This is a genomic window from Demequina sediminis (genome assembly GCF_030296675.1).
In the GTDB taxonomy this organism is placed as follows: Bacteria; Actinomycetota; Actinomycetes; order Actinomycetales; family Demequinaceae; genus Demequina; species Demequina sediminis.
The window spans coordinates 2,507,629-2,525,769 of the sequence record NZ_AP027736.1 but is presented as its reverse complement, the minus strand read 5'-3'; the positions used below and the strand labels follow the sequence as shown (position 1 = coordinate 2,525,769).

Annotated in this window: 18 protein-coding genes and 2 pseudogenes; 6 read left to right on the top strand and 14 right to left on the bottom strand. The window is 71.6% G+C overall.

The features are described from left to right. Positions 1-1,125, bottom strand: a complete 1,125-nt coding sequence (locus tag QUE44_RS12965) for a GuaB3 family IMP dehydrogenase-related protein (RefSeq protein ID WP_286215054.1) — start codon at positions 1,123-1,125, stop codon at positions 1-3. Positions 1,126-1,193: 68 nt separating this feature from the next. Between QUE44_RS12965 and QUE44_RS12960 the strand changes: the two genes are divergently transcribed. Next, positions 1,194-1,943 (top strand): exonuclease domain-containing protein, encoded by a 750-nt coding sequence (locus QUE44_RS12960; RefSeq protein ID WP_286215052.1) that lies wholly within the window; start codon positions 1,194-1,196, stop codon positions 1,941-1,943. A gap of 180 nt (positions 1,944-2,123) precedes the next feature. Next, positions 2,124-3,353 (top strand): Glu/Leu/Phe/Val family dehydrogenase, encoded by a 1,230-nt coding sequence (locus QUE44_RS12955; protein ID WP_286215050.1) that lies wholly within the window; start codon positions 2,124-2,126, stop codon positions 3,351-3,353. A gap of 29 nt (positions 3,354-3,382) precedes the next feature. Here the strand turns inward: QUE44_RS12955 and QUE44_RS12950 are convergent, their stop codons facing one another. Together QUE44_RS12950 and guaB are read right to left on the bottom strand one after the other, a co-directional pair. Next, positions 3,383-4,132: a TSUP family transporter gene (locus QUE44_RS12950; protein ID WP_286215049.1), complete on the bottom strand. Its 750-nt coding sequence runs from the start codon at positions 4,130-4,132 to the stop codon at positions 3,383-3,385. After that, a complete protein-coding gene (gene guaB, locus QUE44_RS12945) occupies positions 4,133-5,644 on the bottom strand; it encodes an IMP dehydrogenase (RefSeq protein ID WP_286215047.1) in 1,512 nt (503 codons plus the stop codon). A gap of 213 nt (positions 5,645-5,857) precedes the next feature. Here guaB and QUE44_RS12940 point away from each other — a divergent pair, with 213 nt between their 5' ends. Next, on the top strand, positions 5,858-6,148 hold the full coding sequence (locus QUE44_RS12940) for a WhiB family transcriptional regulator (protein WP_286215045.1): 291 nt from the start codon (positions 5,858-5,860) through the stop codon (positions 6,146-6,148). 141 nt (positions 6,149-6,289) lie between these two features. Here QUE44_RS12940 and groES read toward each other — a convergent pair whose 3' ends face one another. Next, on the bottom strand, positions 6,290-6,583 hold the full coding sequence (groES, locus tag QUE44_RS12935; RefSeq protein WP_062314564.1) for a co-chaperone GroES: 294 nt from the start codon (positions 6,581-6,583) through the stop codon (positions 6,290-6,292). 172 nt (positions 6,584-6,755) lie between these two features. Between groES and QUE44_RS12930 the strand changes: the two genes are divergently transcribed. Further along, on the top strand, positions 6,756-7,925 hold the full coding sequence (locus QUE44_RS12930) for a THUMP-like domain-containing protein (RefSeq protein WP_286215041.1): 1,170 nt from the start codon (positions 6,756-6,758) through the stop codon (positions 7,923-7,925). Positions 7,926-7,932: 7 nt separating this feature from the next. On the opposite strand, the pseudogene QUE44_RS12925 reads toward QUE44_RS12930, so the two are convergent. Further along, a pseudogene (locus tag QUE44_RS12925) lies at positions 7,933-8,549 on the bottom strand (LysE/ArgO family amino acid transporter). Positions 8,550-8,619: 70 nt separating this feature from the next. Between QUE44_RS12925 and QUE44_RS12920 the strand changes: the two are divergent. Then, entirely contained in the window at positions 8,620-9,504 is an 885-nt protein-coding gene (locus tag QUE44_RS12920; protein ID WP_286215039.1) for an ArgP/LysG family DNA-binding transcriptional regulator, read from the top strand. A 21-nt stretch (positions 9,505-9,525) separates the two neighbouring features. On the opposite strand, the gene QUE44_RS12915 is transcribed toward QUE44_RS12920, so the two are convergent. From QUE44_RS12915 to glmS, 9 genes and pseudogenes are all read right to left on the bottom strand, one after another. Next, entirely contained in the window at positions 9,526-9,744 is a 219-nt protein-coding gene (locus tag QUE44_RS12915) for a hypothetical protein (RefSeq protein WP_286215038.1), read from the bottom strand. After that, positions 9,735-10,976: a glycoside hydrolase family 3 N-terminal domain-containing protein gene (locus QUE44_RS12910; protein WP_286215037.1), complete on the bottom strand. Its 1,242-nt coding sequence runs from the start codon at positions 10,974-10,976 to the stop codon at positions 9,735-9,737. Before QUE44_RS12910 ends, QUE44_RS12915 begins: the two co-directional genes overlap by 10 nt. Beyond that, positions 10,961-11,110, bottom strand: a complete 150-nt coding sequence (locus QUE44_RS12905; protein WP_286215036.1) for a hypothetical protein — start codon at positions 11,108-11,110, stop codon at positions 10,961-10,963. Before QUE44_RS12905 ends, QUE44_RS12910 begins: the two co-directional genes overlap by 16 nt. Continuing rightward, a complete protein-coding gene (gene tsaD / locus QUE44_RS12900; protein WP_286215035.1) occupies positions 11,110-12,147 on the bottom strand; it encodes a tRNA (adenosine(37)-N6)-threonylcarbamoyltransferase complex transferase subunit TsaD in 1,038 nt (345 codons plus the stop codon). Before tsaD ends, QUE44_RS12905 begins: the two co-directional genes overlap by 1 nt. 77 nt (positions 12,148-12,224) lie before the next feature. Then, positions 12,225-13,286 carry a tRNA (adenosine(37)-N6)-threonylcarbamoyltransferase complex dimerization subunit type 1 TsaB gene (gene tsaB / locus QUE44_RS14220; protein ID WP_350226842.1) on the bottom strand — a complete coding sequence of 354 codons (1,062 nt, stop codon included), beginning with the start codon at positions 13,284-13,286 and terminating at the stop codon, positions 12,225-12,227. A gap of 4 nt (positions 13,287-13,290) precedes the next feature. Next, positions 13,291-13,797, bottom strand: a complete 507-nt coding sequence (gene tsaE, locus QUE44_RS12885) for a tRNA (adenosine(37)-N6)-threonylcarbamoyltransferase complex ATPase subunit type 1 TsaE (protein ID WP_425557987.1) — start codon at positions 13,795-13,797, stop codon at positions 13,291-13,293. Further along, on the bottom strand, positions 13,794-14,894 hold the full coding sequence (gene alr / locus QUE44_RS12880) for an alanine racemase (RefSeq protein WP_286215032.1): 1,101 nt from the start codon (positions 14,892-14,894) through the stop codon (positions 13,794-13,796). Before alr ends, tsaE begins: the two co-directional genes overlap by 4 nt. Then, entirely contained in the window at positions 14,891-15,247 is a 357-nt protein-coding gene (locus QUE44_RS12875) for a holo-ACP synthase (RefSeq protein WP_286215031.1), read from the bottom strand. Before QUE44_RS12875 ends, alr begins: the two co-directional genes overlap by 4 nt. Positions 15,248-15,249: 2 nt before the next feature. Beyond that, positions 15,250-17,003: pseudogene (gene glmS, locus QUE44_RS12870) on the bottom strand (glutamine--fructose-6-phosphate transaminase (isomerizing)). Between the two features lie 159 nt (positions 17,004-17,162). Here glmS and coaA point away from each other — a divergent pair. Continuing rightward, on the top strand, positions 17,163-18,137 hold the full coding sequence (coaA, locus tag QUE44_RS12865) for a type I pantothenate kinase (protein WP_286215030.1): 975 nt from the start codon (positions 17,163-17,165) through the stop codon (positions 18,135-18,137). The last annotated feature ends 4 nt before the right edge of the window (positions 18,138-18,141 follow it).

Genomic DNA, 18,141 nt, shown 5'->3' with positions numbered 1-18,141 from the left:
CTACTGCGCCTGGTACGGGCTCACCACGATGTCGACGCGCTGGAACTCCTTGAGGTCCGAGTAGCCGGTGGTGGCCATCGAGCGCCGCAGCGCCCCCATGAGGTTCGACGTGCCGTCGGCGCGGGTGCCCGGGCCGAAGAGGATCTCCTCGAGCGTCCCGGTCACGCCCACGTGCACGCGCTCCCCGCGCGGCAGCTCGGGGTGGTGAGCCTCGGGACCCCAGTGGAAGCCGGCACCCGGCGCCTCTTCGGCGCGCGCGAGCGCGGCGCCCAGCATGATGGCATCGGCGCCGCATGCGAAGGCCTTGACCAGGTCGCCCGAGCGTCCCAAGCCGCCGTCCGCGATGACGTGGACGTAGCGGCCGCCGGACTCGTCGAGGTAGTCGCGTCGCGCGGCCGCGACGTCCGACACCGCGGTCGCCATGGGTGCGTGGATGCCGAGCGTGGTGCGCGTGGTCTGGGCCGCACCGCCGCCGAAGCCCACGAGCACGCCTGCGGCACCGGTGCGCATGAGGTGGAGCGCCGCCTGATACGTCGACGCCCCTCCGACGATCACGGGCACGTCGAGGTCGTAGATGAACTTCTTGAGGTTGAGCGGCTCGGCTCCGTCAGAGACGTGCTCGGCGCTCACCGTGGTGCCGCGGATGACGAACAGGTCGACGCCGGCCTTCAGCACGGTCGCGTAGTGCTCCTGCGTGCGCTGCGGGCTGAGCGCCCCGGCCACCACCACGCCGGCGGCGCGGATCTCCTTGAGCCGCGCGGTGATGAGCTCATCCTTGATGGGCTCGCGGTAGATCTCCTGCATGCGCACGGTCGAGTCGGCGGGGTCGAGGGCGGCGATCTCCTCGAGCAGCGCGGTCGGGTCCTCGTAGCGCGTCCACAGCCCCTCGAGGTCGAGGACGCCCAGGCCGCCCGCGTTGCCCAGCGCGATCGCGGTCGCGGGGCTCATCACGGAGTCCATCGGCGCGCCGATCACGGGGATCTCGAACTGGAAGGCATCGATCTGCCAGCCGAGGCTCACCACCTGCGGATCGCGCGTGCGGCGCGAGGGCACCACGGCGATGTCGTCGAAGGAATACGCGCGGCGTCCGCGCTTGCCGCGGCCGATCTCGATCTCGTTGCTCACGGGCCACCAGCCTACCGGCGATGATGACGATGCGACGCGGTGTCGGTGAGGCGTGCCAGTCTAGGACCATGAGCTGGCTCGACGAGACAATGGTCGGATTCGACACCGAGACCACGGGCGTGTCCACGGAGCACGACCGGATCGTCACCGCGGCGGTGATCACGCGCACCGGGGAGACCGTCACCACGCGCACGTGGCTGATCGATCCTGGCGTCGAGATCCCCGCGGGCGCGACGGCGGTGCACGGCATCACGACAGCCCAGGCACGCGCGGAGGGCGCGGCCCCAGCGCAGGCGCTCGAGGAGGTCGCAACCGCACTCGCCGGCGCCCTCAACGCGGGCTTCCCCGTGGTCGCCTTCAATGCGCAGTTCGACCTCACGCTGCTCGAGAACGAGCTCGCGCGCCACGGCCTGCGCTCTCTCGCGGCGCGGCTGGTGCGGCGCGAGGTGCGTCCGGTGATCGATCCGCTCGTGCTGGACCGCAAGCTCGACCAGTACCGCAAGGGTAAGCGCAAGCTCATCGACCTGTGCACCCTCTACGCGGTGACCGTGGTCGCGGAGGACCTCCACGCGGCCGATGCCGACGTCCTGGCGACCCTCGAGCTGGTCCAGGCGCTCGCGGCGGCCCATCCCACGATGCGCGCGACGTCTCTCGACTCGCTCCACGACCTCCAGGCCTCGGCTCATCGCGAGTGGGCGGTGCGCTTCGCGGCGTGGCTGAAGTCGAAGGGAGAGGTCGACGACCTCCCCCGACCCGAGTGGCCCGTCGCGGTCGCCGCCGCCCCGGCGCCCGCAAATCAGGACACTCTGTTCGGGTAGCCGCGAGGTGCCCGCGGTGTGAGGCTCGGGCACCCGAACGCGCGGCGCTATCGTCGAAAGCGTCACTCACCGGAGGTCACAATGACGTGGTCCACTGAAACAGACGCCCGCGCCGGGACGCCGCTCGGAACGCTCACCGGAACGTCGGCGGGCCCCTTTTCCGGGGCATCGTCCGGGCCCTTGGCCGATGCGCACGCGCAGCTCGCGAGCGCGATCGATCACCTGGGCTACGAGACCGGCATGCACCGCATGCTCGCGACGTCGCGCCGCGAGCTCATGGTGAGCGTGCCGCTACGGCGGGACGACGGCTCGACGGCGGTGTACTCGGGCTACCGCGTCCAGCACAACTTCTCGCGCGGCCCCGCCAAGGGCGGACTGCGCTTCGCTCCCAGCGTCGACATCGACGAGGTCAGGGCGCTCGCGATGTGGATGACGTGGAAGTGTGCGCTCGTCGACGTCCCGTACGGCGGCGCGAAGGGCGGGATCGCGATCGACCCCCGCGAGCACAGCCTCGCGGAGCTCGAGCGCGTCACGCGGCGCTACACGTCGGAGGTGCTGCCGATCATCGGCCCCACCAAGGACATCCCCGCCCCCGACATCGGCACCGACGAGCGCACCATGGCGTGGATCATGGACACGTACTCGGCCGCGGTGGGGTACACGGTGCCGGGCGTGGTGACGGGCAAGCCGGTGAGCCTGGGCGGGTCGCTGGGGCGCGCCTCGGCCACCTCCCGAGGGGTCGCCAACATCACGCTCATGGCGATGGCCTCGCGCGGCATGCGGCCCGAGCGCGCGACCGCCTCGGTGCAGGGATTCGGCAAGGTCGGTCGCGATGCGGCGCGCTTCCTCGCCGCAGCGGGCGTGCGCGTCATCGCGGTGAGCGACGTCGACGGCGCGATCTACGACCACCGAGGCCTCGACATTGGCCGGCTCGCCGAACACGCCGCACGGACGGGATCGGTCGTGGGCTTCGAGGGCACCGAGTCGATCGACCCGCGCTCGGTCCTCACCCTCGACGTCGACGTGGTGGTGCCCGCCGCGGTCGAGGGGGTCATCACGGAGCACAACGCTCACCAGGTGCAGGCGTCGATCGTGGTCGAGGGGGCCAACGGACCGACCACGAAGGCCGCCGACTCGATTCTGCGCGAGCGCGACGTGCTGGTGGTGCCCGACATCCTCGCGAACGCGGGCGGCGTGGTGGTGTCCTACTTCGAATGGGTCCAGGCGAACCAGGCGTACCAGTGGTCCGAGCGCGACGTGAATGATCGCCTGGAGGAGCGCATGACGCGCGCGTGGCACGACGTGGTCGACTACGCAGGCGCCCACGACCTCACGTATCGCCAGGCGGCCACTGCCCTCGCGGTGCGCCGCGTCACCGAGGCCCACAAGCTTCGGGGGCTCTACCCCTGAGCCGGGGCCGAGCCCCACCGCACCCCACCTCAGCCCAGCAGGTACCGCATCAGCATCCCGACGCTCATCACCACGATCAGCACGCGCAGCACCACGGGCGACACCCGGAACAGCACGTGCGAGCCCACGTAGGCGCCCACGAGCTGACCCGCGATCATCACTCCGCCCACCGCCCAGGCCATCTGCCCCGCGATCGCGAAGACCGCGAGCGACGCGATGTTCGTGGCGAAGTTGAGGGTCTTGGCGACCGCTGTCGACCTCACCAGCGGGTACGCGCGCAGGGTGACGCCCGCGAGCGCGAAGAGCGACCCCGTGCCCGGCCCGAACGCGCCGTCGTACGCGCCAATGGCGGGCACGACGCTCGCCTCGTAGGGCGCCGCCGACATCCGCTCGTGATCCGGCGGGTGATGAGCGCGCGGCACAAAGGCGAAGTACGCCGCGATCACGGCGAGCACCACGGGGATGAGGATCCTCAGCGCGTCCGCGTCCGCGAATTGCACCGCGACGGAACCCGCGACGGACCCCAGGAAGGCCCACAGCATCGGCCAGCGAGCATCGTCCCATCTCACTCGGCGCCTGCGCAGCACCTGCCACGTCGCCATTCCCGTCCCGAAGGACCCCTGCAGCTTATTGGTGCCGAGCGCCTGCAGCGGGGGCACGCCGGCGAGCAGTAGCGCGGGCAGCGTCAGCAGCCCGCCGCCGCCGGCGAGGGTGTCGAGAAACCCGGCGACCAACGCCACGACCGCCAGGATCGCGAGCGTCTGCCAGGCGAGATCCACCTACTGGCGGCCCGCGTAGTTGGGTGCCTCGACCGTGATCTGAACGTCGTGAGGGTGGGATTCCTTGAGCCCGGCAGGCGTGATGCGGACGAACTTGCCGCGCTCCTGCAGCTCCGGAATGGTGCGCGCACCCACGTAGAACATCGACTGGCCCAGGCCGCCGACCAGCTGGCGCACGACGGAGGACAGCGGACCCTTGTAGGGGACGCGACCCTCGATGCCCTCGGGGATGAGGTCATCGTCGCTCGGGGCGTCCGCCTGGAAGTAGCGGTCCTTCGAGTAGGAGACGCGCCCGCGGGACGCCATCGCACCCATGGACCCCATGCCGCGGTAGCTCTTGAACTGCTTGCCGTTGACGAGCACCAGGTCACCAGGGGTCTCCGCGCAGCCGGCGAACAGCGACCCCAGCATGACGGACGATGCGCCGGCCACCAGGGCCTTGGCGATGTCGCCCGAGTACTGGAGGCCGCCATCGGCGATCACGGGCACGCCCGAGGGGTGCGCCGCCTTCCACGCCTCGTACACCGCGGTCACCTGAGGCACGCCCACGCCCGCAACCACGCGCGTCGTGCAGATCGACCCGGGGCCGACTCCGACCTTGACGGCGTCGACGCCAGCATCGACCAGCGCCTGGGCGCCCGCGCGGGTCGCCACGTTGCCGCCGATCACCTGCACGTGGCGGGTCGCGGGGTCGGACTTGAGTCGCTGGATCATCTCGATCATCGCGCGCGCGTGACCGTGGGCGGTGTCGACCACGAGCGCGTCGACCTCGGCCTCCACGAGCGCCGTCGCACGCTCCCACGCGTCGCCGTAGAAGCCCACCGCGGCGGCCACCCTGAGGCGACCCTCCGCATCCTTCGAGGCGAGCGGGTACTTCTCGGTCTTGACGAAGTCCTTGACGGTGATGAGGCCCGTGAGGCGGCCGTCGGCGTCGACGAGCGGCAGCTTCTCGACGCGGTGCTTGGCGAGCAGCTCCGAGGCCTCGGCGTTCGAGACGCCCTCGCGCGCCGTGATCAGCGGCATTGCCGTCATCTGCTCGCGCACCAGGCGCGTCGCAAACTCCGAGGGGCTCACGAAGCGCAGGTCGCGGTTGGTGATGATGCCCACGAGGCGGTTGTCCTCGTCGACCACGGGCAGGCCCGAGACGCGGTACTTGCCGCACAGCGCGTCGAGTTCCGCGAGAGTCGCGTCGGGGCCCACGGTAACGGGGTCCGTGATCATGCCGGACTCGGATCGCTTGACGATCTCGACCTGGTGAGCCTGGTCCTCGATCGACAGGTTGCGGTGCAGCACACCCAATCCGCCGAGCCTCGCGAGGGCGATCGCCATGCGTGCCTCGGTGACAGTGTCCATCGCCGCGGACAGCAGCGGGACCGCAACGGAGATGCCCTTGGTGAGCTGAGTGGTGGTGTCCACCTCGGACGGAATGACGTCGGACTCCCCGGGCAAGAGGAGGACGTCATCGTAGGTCAGTCCGGTGAAGGCGAAGGGGTCGTTCTCGAGCGGCGCCATTGGCACATTCTAGGCGGTCGTCGGAGTCTCACGAACCAGGCAAATCGGGACTTCCCAAGCCACCCCGAGGGTGTTAAGAATGGCAGTGAGGGAGCACGCGAGGCCCGGGTTACCAGCCCGGTTCCCGCTGCAGCACCAGTGGCACCACAGTTCGGTTCGGGAGGCAACGGCGTTTTCCTGGGGGAACCGGCGAAGACCCGTTAAGGGGGCGTTATGGAGGCCGTGGCGAAACTGCCAGCACCCACCCAAGATCAGTGGGAGTGGCAATACGAGGGCGCGTGCCGCGAGGCCGACCCCGACCTGTTCTTCCACCCCGAGGGAGAACGCGGTGCGGCGCGCAAGCGCCGGGCCGAGTCCGCGAAGGAGTTCTGCTCGCGGTGCCCCGTGCTCGACATGTGCCGCGAGCGTTCGCTCCAGGCACGCGAGCCGTTTGGGGTGTGGGGCGGCCTCAGCGAGGATGAGCGTCACGCGATCCTCGCCGGCCGCCTGCGTCAGGCGAGCTAGCTGCCCCGTTGCCTCGCGCATCGTCCCTCGAGAGGCCTGGTGAAGGGACGATGCCGGGGTACGGGGTGGGCGGAATCGTCCGCCCGCAGACGCCAACGGGCCCCGAGGCTATCGCCCCGGGGCCCGTGGTGACGGCTGGAATTAGCCGACGATGGCGAGCAGGTCGCGCGCCGAGAGGATGAGGTACTCCTCGCCGGCGTACTTGACCTCGGTGCCGCCGTACTTGCTGTAGATGACCTTGTCGCCGACGTTCACGTCGAGCGGGACTCGGTTGCCGTTGTCGTCGATGCGGCCGGGGCCCACGGCCACGACCTCGCCCTCCTGGGGCTTCTCCTTGGCCGTGTCAGGGATCACGAGGCCGGACGCCGTCGTGGTCTCGGCCGCGGCGGCCTTGACAACGACCTTGTCCTCCAGAGGCTTGATTGAGACCGACACTGCGGACCTCACCTTCCGTCGTCGAAGTATGGAATGCGAACCGGTCGGGTCCGCCGTCGCGGGGGTCGGACCCAGCTGGTTCCTGCTCGTGAGAGCAGGACCAATTTAGCACTCGTGTGCCCCGAGTGCTAACGGGCGCGGTCGTGTTCGCCCCCCGTGAAAGGATCCGCGTATGGACGCCGCCACCGCTCGCCTCACCGTGAGCGCACCGTGCCTCGACCTCGCGGGGTCGCTGCGCGGCTTCGCTCCTCGAGAGGCCCTCGCGATCGCGGGTCGCTTGCGCCGTGCGGGTCACGATCCCGCGCTCGTGACGGCCGCGATGACCCTCGCCGAGCTCCGCACCGAGGCTCGCCCGCGGCTCGGCGACGCGGCGGACTCCATGGTGTTTCACCGCGCGGGCCTCGAGCAGGCCTCGCGTGTCGCGGCCTCGTCGCTGCATGCGGCGCGCTTCGCGGAGGCGGGGTGCGAGCGTGTGGCCGACCTCACGGCCGGCCTCGGGGCCGATTCCATGGCGCTGGCCGCACGCGGCATCGAGGTGGTCGCGTTCGAGGCGGATGAGGCGACGGCGATCCTCGCGGCGCACAACCTGGCCCCGTGGCCCCACGCGAGGGTCGTGTGGGGAGACTCCCTCGAGGCGTTGGGCGACCTGTCGGTCGACGGCATCTTCGCGGATCCCGCCCGGCGCACGGCACGCGGTCGCCGCCACGACCCCGCGGACTACTCGCCGCGGCTCGACGCCGTCCTCGACCTCCGTCACGAGGTGCGCGCGCTCGGTGTCAAGGCGGGGCCGGGGTTGCCGCATGAGGCGATTCCGCCCGACATGGAGGCTCAGTGGGTGAGCATCGACGGCGACGTGGTCGAGGTGGGCCTGTGGTCCGGCGCCGCCGCGCGGCGTCCGGGCCACGCGGCGCTCGTCCTGCGCGGCGGGCAGTCGCACGAGATCTTCGGGCCGACGGATCGCGCCCCTTCGGGACCGCTCGGGGGTTGGCTCCTGGAGCCCGACGGCGCGGTGATCCGCGCGGGCCTGGTGGGCGTGCTCGCGGAGCGGACCGGCACGCGCCTGGTGGACCCGCGCATCGCCTACCTCACCGCGGATGAGCGCGTCGAGACGCCGTTGGCCCGCACGTATCGCGTGCTCGAGCGATGGCCGCTCGACATCAAGGCCCTGGCACGCGAGCTGCGCGCGCGCGACGTGGGCACGGTCGACATCAAGAAGCGCGGCGTCGACCTCACCCCCGAACAGGTGCGGCCGCGGCTCAAGCTCAAGGGCACGCAGCGCGCGACGGTGGTGCTCACTCGCCTCGAGGGCGACCACGCGGCGCTGCTCGTCGAGCCCGCGTAGGCGCCCGCTACGCCCCCACGATGAGCGACACCGCGAGCGCCGCCATCACGACGGCAATGATCCCGTCGAGCACGCGCCACGCGCCGGGCCTCGCGAGCACCCCCGACAACAGCCGCGCCCCGTAGCCGAGAGACGTGAACCACACCACGGAGCCGGTCATGGCCCCCGCCGCGAAGATCCACGGCGCCGCCTGGGCGGCTCCCACCGTGCCGAGCAGCACCACGGTGTCGAGGTACACGTGCGGGTTGAGCCACGTGAGCGCGAGGCACGTCAGCGCGACCGTGCGCGCGGACTCGCTGGACACGGATCGACCGGGGGCGCGCCGTCCGCGGCGAGACTCTCACGCGCGGGCCGCCACGCGCGCCGCGCCGCGAGCAGCGCATAGCCCAGCAGAAACGCGGCGCCGGCCCAGCGCGCGACGGTGATGAGCCACGGCACGGTCTCGATCGCGGCGCCGACTCCCGCGACTCCTGCCGCGATCAGCACCGCGTCCGACACCGCGCAGATCGCGACCACGAGCCGCACGTGCTCGCGACGCAGGCCCTGGCGCAGCACGAAGACGTTCTGGGCGCCGATCGCGACGATCAGGGAGAGCCCGAGGCCGAGCCCGGCAAGAAAGGTCATGGCGCCACCGTAGGGTCGCCGCGTCTCGAGCACCACTCATGATTCCTTCACGAGCATTAGGCTCACTAATGTGAAGATCCCCGCGGAACTCGCAATCACGCTGGCCGTCGTCGTGCGTGAGGGCTCGCTCGAGGCGGCCGCCCGCGCGCTCCACGTGACGCAGTCCGCGGTCAGCCAGCGCCTCGCGACGCTCGAGCGCCTCACCGGGCAGGTGCTGCTCGTGCGCGCGCGCCCGGTCCGCGCGACGTCGGCGGGTGACGTCGTGATCCGCTACGCGCGCCAGGTCGAGCAACTCGACGCGGACGCCGCATCGGCGCTGGGGCTGAGCGACAGCGACGCGGCGCGCCTCCCGATAGCCGTCAACGCGGACTCGCTCGCGACCTGGCTGCTCGCCCCGCTCGCCCGCGTCTCACGGTCACGCGGATTCCTGCTGGACCTGCATCGCGAGGACGAGTCCCACACCGCCGCGCTCCTTGCCGACGGCACCGTGGTCGCCGCCGTGACCACGCGCGCCACCCCGGTCCCTGGCTGCACGGTCACCACCCTGGGACGCATGACGTATCGCGCGGTCGCCAGTCCCGCCTTCGCGGAGCGGTGGCTTTCCCGCGATGCGGGGCCCGCAGGGCTCGCGACCGCACTCGCCCACGCTCCCATCGTCGACTTCGACGCACGCGACACGCTGCAGACCCGCTGGCTCGAGTCGCGCGGCGTCGATCCCGCCGCTCCCCCGCGCCATCGCGTGCCGTCCTCGGCGGAGTTCGCGTCCGCGATCGCCCTGGGGCTGGGGTGGGGCATGCTTCCCGCCGCCCAGCGCCGCGGCCTGGACCTGGTCGCGCTGGGCGAGCCGGAGCTCGCGGTGACCCTCCACTGGCAGCAGTGGCGCCTTCACTCGGACCACCTCGACGCGCTCGCGAGCGAGGTCGCCGCGGCCGCGTCGACGGCCCTCGATCAGTAGCCGCGGGCGAGCGGTCGCCCCTCAGCAGGTCGCCGGCAGGCCCTCACCCATGCGCACCGGCCAGTCCCCACCGGGCGCGCTCGCGCCCGTGAGCACATCCGCGAGCGCCTCGATGGCCGCGCGCGAGTCCCCGTACATCGCGACGTAGGCGTCCGCGGTCGAGGCCTCGAGGCCCCACGGCCCGCCGAGCGACACCACCACATCCGCCGTGGCTGTCTGCGAGCCGGACGTCAGGAGCACGCCCGAGGTGCCGTCTCCCGCTGGCACCCCCGCGACTCGAGCGCGCCCGCGAGGGCGCGCGCGGCATCGTCCGATCCCCCGGTCACGCGCACGGTCTCGCCCACGAACGGTCCTTCGCACTCGCGGGCCGCGACGGTCGCTCCCGCCGCGGCCAGCGTGCGCGCGTAGCCGTCCTCCTGTGGCGCCGGGTCGAGCGCGTCCTGCCACCGCAGCAGCGCGATCGAGCGCGCGGCCGCCTCGTCGAGGCGCTCGCGCGTGAGCGTGCCCCGTTCGACCGCGCGAACCACCGCGCGCACCGCGACCTCGATGTCCCCGGGCATGACGAGGACATCGGCGCCGGCCGCCAGCGCCTCGACCGCGACCTCGCCGGGCGCGCGCCCCTCGGTGACGGCGGCCATGTTGAGGGCATCGGTGATCGCCACGCCCTCGAAGCCCATCTCCTCGCGCAGGTACGCGTAGGCGTCGGGCTCGAGCGTCGCGGGTCCCGAGCCCCACTGCGGCACCGCGATGTGACCCATCATGACCGCGGGCGCGCCCGCCTCGATCGCGCGCGCGAAGGGCACCAGGTCGGTCTCCGCAAGCTTCGCGACGCTGCGCCCGTGCACGGGGAGCCCCGTGTGAGAGTCGACCGTGACGGACCCGTGGCCAGGGAAGTGCTTGATGACCGGGGCCACTCCGCCGCTCACGAAGCCCTCGACCGCCGCCACGACCGTCTCCGCGACGCGCTCGGGATCGTCGCCCGCGCTGCGCGTGCGAATCGTGGGATCCGTGGTGCCGATCGTGACGTCGGCCACCGGCGCGTAGTCGATGCCCACTCCCAGGTCCCGCAGGTCGGCCCCGAGGCCGCGATACGCGGCGGTCACCGCATCCTTGTCCCGCGCGGCACCGGCCGCCATGAACGACGGCAGGCGGGGGATCGCCGCGCGCAAGCGGGCCACGGATCCGCCCTCCTCATCGGTCGAGATCCACACGGGCCAGTCGCGGTCGTCGGCATCCGCGACGGCGCGCGTGAGTGTCGCGACGGCCTCGGCCGAGGGAGCCGATCCCCCCATGAGGATCACCCCGCCCACGTGGTGGCGTCGCACGAGGTCCGACGCCACGGCGGGATCGGGCGACGCGAGATCCACGACCATCACCTGCGCGGCCACGCGCTCGAGCGGCAGCGCCCTGGCATCGGCCAGCGCCTGCTGCCACGTCTCGTGGGTCGGGCCCCACGTCAGCGTCGTGGGCACGGGGTCGGGCGAGGGGACGATGCCGGGGCGGCGCTCGCGGGGTCCGTCGCGGTCGGCAGCGGCCGGGCGTCGGTCGCCGGCGTGCACGCGCCCAGGGCGAGGGCGGCCGCGAGCGCGAGCGCCGCGATGCGCATCAGACCGTGATGGTCGACAGCGGCATCGACGAGTCGACGCCGATGTCGAGGCGGCTGGGCGCGACGCCAGCCTCCAGCACGGCGGAGCCGAGCGCGGCGATCATCGCGCCGTTGTCCGTGCAGTAGCGCAGCGGCGGGATGCGCACGTCGATGCCAGCCGCCTCGCCACGCTGCTGCGCGAGCTCACGCAACTGGCTGTTCGCGGAGAATCCCCCGCCGATCACGAGGGTGTCGACCCCGTGTTCGCGGCACGCGTTGAGGGTCTTGGTCACCAGGACATCGGCCACGGCTGCGGCGAAGCTCGCGGCGACGTCCTCGACCGGCACCTCGAGTCCAGACTCACGGCGGGCCTCGACCCACCGCGCGACGGCCGTCTTGAGACCCGAGAAGGAGAAGTCGTAGGCGTGCTTAGCCATGTCCTTCGGCTTGGACAGTCCGCGCGGGAAGGGGATCGCCTCGGGGTCACCCTCGCGCGCGAGCCGGTCGACGTGCGGCCCACCCGGATACGGCAGGCCCAGCAGGCGTCCCACCTTGTCGAAGGCCTCGCCCGCGGCATCGTCGAGCGTGTGACCGAGCTCGGTGACGCGCGTCGCGATGTCGTCCACGAGAAGCAGCGACGTGTGACCACCCGAGACCACGAGCGCCATGGTGCGATCGGGGAAGCGGCCGTGCACCAACTGGTCGACGGCGGCGTGGCCGATCACGTGGTTGACGCCGTAGAGCGGGCGGCCGAGCCCGAGCGAGAGCGCCTTGGCCGCGGACACGCCCACCGTGAGCGAGCCGACGAGCCCCGGGCCGGAGGCCACCGCGACCGCGTCGACGTCCGACAGCGAGCGCCCGGCGCGCGCGAGAGCCTCGTCGAGCGTGGGAAGCACGGCCTCCAGGTGGGCGCGCGAGGCGACCTCGGGGACGATGCCGCCGAAGCGCGCGTGCTCGTCCATCGACGAGGCGACGACGTCCGCGAGCAGCTCCCCGTTCTCCACGAGGGCGACGCCGGTCTCGTCGCAGGTGCTCTCCAGTCCGAGTACAAGTGCCACGGGTCAACTCTAGCCGGGCCGCCGCGCGCGCCTCCGCGCGCGTCTGGGCCCCGAGCGTCCCGAACGGGGACGTGCTACTACGGGGAACCGGGCTCGTAGGTCGAGAGCGCACGGCGCATCACGAGCGCGTCCACACCCTCGGGCTGGTAGTACTTGCGCCGCACGCGCACGTCCTCGAAGCCGTATGCGCGGTACAGCGCGAGAGCCGCGTCATTGGTCACCGCCACCTCAAGCCACACGTCGGGAGCGCCCACGCGCCGCGCCTCCGCAAGGAAGTCCTCCATCAACGCCCTCGCGAGGCCGCGGCGACGCATCGCGGGCAGCACCGCCAGGTTCATGAGGTGGAACGCATCGCCGTCGTAGCCGTACACGGCGTAACCCGCGAGCCTCCCATCCGCCTCGATGCCTCGATAGCGCGTGAAGCCGTACACGTAGTCGTGCTCGATGAGCTCGCGCGACCACGCCGAGGCGCCAAACAACTCGCTCTCGACCTCCGCCATCCACGGCAGGTCGGACTCCCCGAGGTCGCGGATCACGCCCCTGGCACGCCGTGGACGTCGGGGCGGCGGAGGTACAGCGGCTCGGTCGGCAGGTCCTCGCCGCGCCGGCGTAGCCGCGCCGCGACCGCCGCGAGCAGCACCGGATCCGGGTCCGCCGTCACCGCGGAGGAAGTCGTCGGGGTACAGCAGCGCGCCGCGGCCGACCACGGTTCCGACCGCCTCAACCTCGCCGGGCACGGTCACCGCGGGACCCGCGGTCCTCTCGCCGTCGCGATACGTCGCCCAGTACACCTCGCGGCGCCTGGCGTCCGCGACCACGGTGACCTCGCCGCCGTGAGCGGCGCCCATCGCGTCGAGCGAGCACACCCCCTCGACGGGGATGCCCCACACGTGACCGAGCGTGCGCGCGGTCACCAGTCCCACGCGCAGGCCTGTGAACGGCGCGGGACCCGTGCCGACCACGATGCGCGTGATCGCCTCGCGAGAGACTCCGGCCTCGTCCATCACCTGGTCGATGAGGCCCGCGAGCAGCTCGGCATGGCCGCGCGGGTTGAACTCCGAGCGCGACGCGACCACCTCGCCCGCTTCGGAGACGAGTGCGACCGCGATCGCGGATGACGTATCGAGCGCGAGAATCACGGCTCTAGCCTACGAGGGCGACGTCGGCCCAGCGGTCGCCGTGGGTCGTGACGGTCACGGTGCGCAGGCCCTCGTCGGGCCGTTCCATGTCGACCTCGCCGCCGCGCGTGCGAGAAATCACCACGTGGAGGCGATCCTGCGACAGCTGCTCGGCCCTGTCCTCACCCCACTCGACCACGGTCACCGACGAGTCGACGGTCGCGTCGAGGTCGAGGTCGTCGAGCTCCGCGAGGGACGTGAGCCGGTATGCGTCGACATGGATGAGCGCGGGCCCTCCCACGAGAGAAGGATGGGTGCGCGCGATGATGAACGTGGGGCTCGCGACCGGGCCCCGGACTCCCAGCGCCTCGCCCAGGCCCTGCGTGAACGTGGTCTTCCCCGCACCCAGGTCGCCCGACAGGATGACGACGTCGCCCGCGCGCAGGTGTGGCGCGAAGACGTCACGCGCGAGCGCGCGCATCGCGTCGCCGTCGGCGATCGAGAAGGTGGCGGGGGCCGATGCTGTGGTCATGCGGGCGTCTTCCCCTTCAGTCCGCCGAACCGGCAGACGATCTCGTAGTCGATGGTGTCGACGGCGCGCGCCCAGTCGCGTGCGCTCGGGCCGTCGGGGCCGATCAGCACCACGCGGTCACCCGCGCGTTCCGGCGCGTCGGGGCCCAGGTCGAGCACCACCTGGTCCATGCACACGCGCCCCGCGATCCGGTGGCGACGGCCGTCGATCGCGACCTCGGCCCGGTTGCCGGCCGACCGGAAGATGCCGTCGGCGTATCCGGCCGTGACGAGTCCCAGGCGCGTGGCCGCGGGCGTGGTGTAGTCGTGGCCGTAGCTCACGCCCTGCCCGGCGGGGACGTCCTTGACGAGCGCGAGGGACGCGGTCACGCTCATCGCGGGCTCGAGTCCGAACGACGCTCCGGCGGGGTCCTCGACGGGAGGCAGCCCGTATACGGCGATTCCGGGGCGCACCAGGTCGAAGTGCAGATCGGGTCGCGTGAGCGTGGCCGCCGAGTTCGCCAGGTGGCGCACCTCGAGCGCCACTCCCCTGGCCTCGATCACCGCGAGCGCGTCGCGGAAGGCCTGGGCCTGCAGGTCGATCGTGGGATGGCCGGGTTGGTCGGCCCACGCGAGGTGCGACCACGCCCCGACGATCTCCACGGCATCGTCCGCCGCGAGCGCGGCGTCGAGCAGCGCGGACAGACCCTCCGCGCGCACTCCCTCGCGCGCAAGCCCCGTGTCGAGGCACACGTGGACGCGCGCGCGGCGCCCGTCCTGGCGCGCCGCCGACACGATCACGTCGAGCACCTCGAGGGACGATGCGCTGAGGTCCACCCCCGCCGCGAGCAGTGCGCGCGCGGGCAGCTCGGGACCGTAGAGCCAGGTCAGGATGCGCCCGGTGTCGCCCGCGGCCCTCAGCGCCAGCGCCTCGTCGGGCTGGGCGACGCCCAGCCACGTTGCACCGCCCTCACGCGCCGCTCGTGACGCCGGCACGAGGCCGTGACCGTACGCATCGGCCTTCACGACCGCCATCACCTGAGCCGTCGTCGTCGCCCGCAGCCTGACGACGTTGCGGGTGATCGCGCCGTAGTCGACGCTCACCTCGAGCCTGGTCATGCGCCCTCCCCAATGACGACGGCCGAGGCAATCCCGGCATCGTGCGACAGCGACACGTGGAGCGACGTCATGCCGAGCGCCGTCGCCCGCGCGGCGACGGTGCCGGTGACCGCGAGGCGCGGCTGCCCGCCCTCCTCGCGCAGGACTTCGCAGTCGTGCCAGTTCAGTCCCGCCGGCGCGCCGAGCGCCTTCGCGAGCGCCTCCTTCGCGGCCCAGTTCGCGGCGAGGCTCGCGTGGCCCAGGTGGCGTTCCGCAGGGGTGAAGACGCGGTCGAGGAAGCCGGGCGACCGCTCGAGCGCCTCCTCGAAGCGAGCGATCTCGACCACGTCGATGCCGAGGCCCAGGATCGCCACCGCTACTCCACCGTGACGGACTTGGCGAGGTTGCGCGGCTGATCGACGTCGTAGCCCTTCGCCGCGGCGAGTTCGAGCGCGAAGATCTGCAGCGGCACCACGGACAGCAACGGCGTCATGAGGACGGGGGCGGACGGGACGTAGAAGACCTGCTCGGCGTAGTTGGCCGCGTCGGTGTCGCCCTCCTCGGCGATCACGAACGTGCGGGCGCCACGCGCGCGGACCTCCTGCACGTTGGAGATCACCTTCGCGTGCAGCGACTCGCGACCGCGCGGGCTGGGCAGCACGATGAACACCGGCTGGCCCTCCTCGACCAGGGCGATGGGCCCGTGCTTGAGTTCTCCCGCGGCGAAGCCCTCGGCGTGGATGTACGCGAGCTCCTTGAGCTTGAGGGCGCCCTCGAGCGCGACCGGGTATCCCACGTGCCTGCCCAGGAACAGCACGGTGCGCTCGTTCGCCATGGTGCGCGCAAGCTCACGAATGGGCTCCGAAGTGTCGAGGACCCGCTGGATCTTCGAGGGGATCGCGTCGAGCTGCTCGAGGAGCGACTCGATCTCGTCGGGGAACTTGTTGCCGCGCAGCTCCGCGAGGTAGATGCCCAGCAGGTACACCGCGGTGATCTGCGCGAGGAAGGCCTTGGTCGACGCGACCGCAATCTCGGGACCGGCGCGCGTGTAGAGGACGGCGTCCGCCTCGCGCGCGATCGTCGAGCCTTGCGTGTTGACGATCGCGATGACCGGCGCGCCCTGCTGCTGCGCGTGACGCACGGCCATGATCGTGTCCATGGTCTCGCCCGACTGGCTGATGGCCACGACGAGGGTGCGCACGCCCACCACGGGGTCGCGATAGCGGAACTCGTGCGCGAGCTCGACCTCGACGGGAATGCGGCACCAGTGCTCGATCGCGTAGCGGCCCACGAGCCCCGCGTATGCGGCGGTGCCACACGCGACGACGATGATCTTGTCGATCGAGTTCAGCACGGTCTCGTGAATGATGCCACCGTCGAGCTGGAGTCGTCCGCGGTCGTCGATGCGGCCGCGCAGGGTGTCCGCGACCGCGGTCGGCTGGTCGTGGATCTCCTTCTCCATGAAGGTCGAGAAGCCGCCCTTCTGAGCAGCGGAGGCGTCCCAGTCCACGTGATACGGCTCGCGCTCGACCACGAGGCCCTTCATGTCGGTGATCGTGACGCGATCGGGAGTGATCTCGACGACCTCGTCCTGGTGCAGCTCGAGCGCCGTGCGGGTGTGCTCGATGAACGCCACCACGTCGGAGCCGAGGAAGTTCTCTCCCTCGCCCAGACCGATCACCAGCGGGCTGTTGCGACGCGCGCCGACGACCGTGCGCGGTTCCCGCGCATCGACCGCGAGCAACGTGAACGCGCCCTCGAGGCGTCGCGTGATGAGGCGCATCGCATCCGCGAGGCCCACACCCTTGTCCACCTCCCTGGCAAGCAGGTGGCCGGCGACCTCGGTGTCGGTCTCCGAGAGGAACGCGACGCCCTCGGCTTCGAGCTCGGCGCGCAGCGCCGCGAAGTTCTCGATGATCCCGTTGTGGATGATCGCGATGCGCCCGCCGGCAGCGAGGTGCGGGTGCGCGTTGGCGTCCGTGGGTGCTCCGTGGGTCGCCCACCGCGTGTGCCCGATCGCCGCGGTGGCGGCGCCCAGGGGTGCTCCGCGAGCGCCTTCGCGAGGTTGATGAGCTTGCCCGACTTCTTGGCCATGTCCACGTGGCTCGTGTCGGTCGTGACCGCAGCGATGCCCGCGGAGTCGTATCCGCGATACTCGAGCCTCGCGAGTCCGGCCATCACGACGCCCTGAGGCCGTGCTCCGGGCTCACCCGCACCCACATATCCGACGATTCCGCACATGACCCCGAGTCTAGATGCCGCCCTCGCGGACCCGGCGCAGCGCGGACGATGCGCAACAATGGGCGAGTGAATGAGGCGCGAGGGTCCGATGCGGGCACCCCCTATGTGACCCTGGGCCGCGACGAGTGGGCCGCGCTGGCCGACGCCACGCCGCTGCCGCTCACCGAGGCCGACATCGCCAAGGTCAGGGGCCTGGGAGATCCGGTCGACCTTGCCGAGGTGGATCAGATCTATCGCCCGCTGTCGCGACTGCTCGACCTGTACTCGGGCGCGACCGGCGCCCTGCACCGCGCGACCAGCCAGTTCCTTGGCGAGCGCGCGTCGCGCACGCCCTTCGTGATCGGGGTCGCGGGATCCGTCGCGGTCGGCAAGTCGACCACCGCGCGCCTCCTCAAGGAGCTCATGGCCCGCTGGCCCCGCTCTCCCCGGGTCGAGCTCGTCACGACCGATGGCTTCCTCTATCCGAACTCGGTCCTCATCGAGCGCGACCTGCTCGCGCGCAAGGGCTTTCCCGAGTCGTACGACAGGCGCGCGTTGCGCAACTTCATCTTGCAGGTGAAGTCGGGCGCCTCCGAGGTTCGGGCGCCGGTGTACTCGCACCAGGTCTACGACATCGTGCCCGACCAGCAGGTGGTGGTCCGCCAGCCCGACGTTCTCATCGTCGAGGGCCTCAACGTGCTGCAGACCGCGCAGTCCCGCGAGCCGGGCGCCTCGCAGATCGCGGTCAGCGACTTCTTCGACGTGTCGATCTACGTCGATGCGGATCCCGACGACATCCGCCGCTGGTACATCGAGCGGTTCCTCGCGCTGCGCGAGTCGGCGTTCGCACGGCCGGACTCGTATTTCCACTCGTATTCGACGCTGACCGACACCCAGGCTAAGGCGGTCGCCGGCCAGGTGTGGGACACCGTCAACGCACCCAACCTCGCACGCAACATCGCGCCCACGCGCTCGCGCGCGACCATCATCCTGCGCAAGGGCGCCGACCACACCGTCGAGTCGGTGCGGCTGCGCAAGCTGTAGCTCA

Bases quoted from the DNA above. Each gene is read 5' to 3' on its own strand.
- QUE44_RS12940 (WP_286215045.1), top strand. From the start codon at position 5,858: ATGGAGGCCGTGGCGAAACTGCCAGCACCCACCCAAGATCAGTGGGAG.
- QUE44_RS12905 (WP_286215036.1), bottom strand. From the start codon at position 11,110: ATGCGCATCGCGGCGCTCGCGCTCGCGGCCGCCCTCGCCCTGGGCGCG.
- QUE44_RS12960 (WP_286215052.1), top strand. From the start codon at position 1,194: ATGAGCTGGCTCGACGAGACAATGGTCGGATTCGACACCGAGACCACG.
- guaB (WP_286215047.1), bottom strand. From the start codon at position 5,644: ATGGCGCCGCTCGAGAACGACCCCTTCGCCTTCACCGGACTGACCTAC.
- coaA (WP_286215030.1), top strand. From the start codon at position 17,163: ATGCGCAACAATGGGCGAGTGAATGAGGCGCGAGGGTCCGATGCGGGC.
- QUE44_RS12930 (WP_286215041.1), top strand. From the start codon at position 6,756: ATGGACGCCGCCACCGCTCGCCTCACCGTGAGCGCACCGTGCCTCGAC.
- alr (WP_286215032.1), bottom strand. From the start codon at position 14,894: ATGACCAGGCTCGAGGTGAGCGTCGACTACGGCGCGATCACCCGCAAC.
- tsaE (WP_425557987.1), bottom strand. From the start codon at position 13,797: ATGACCACAGCATCGGCCCCCGCCACCTTCTCGATCGCCGACGGCGAC.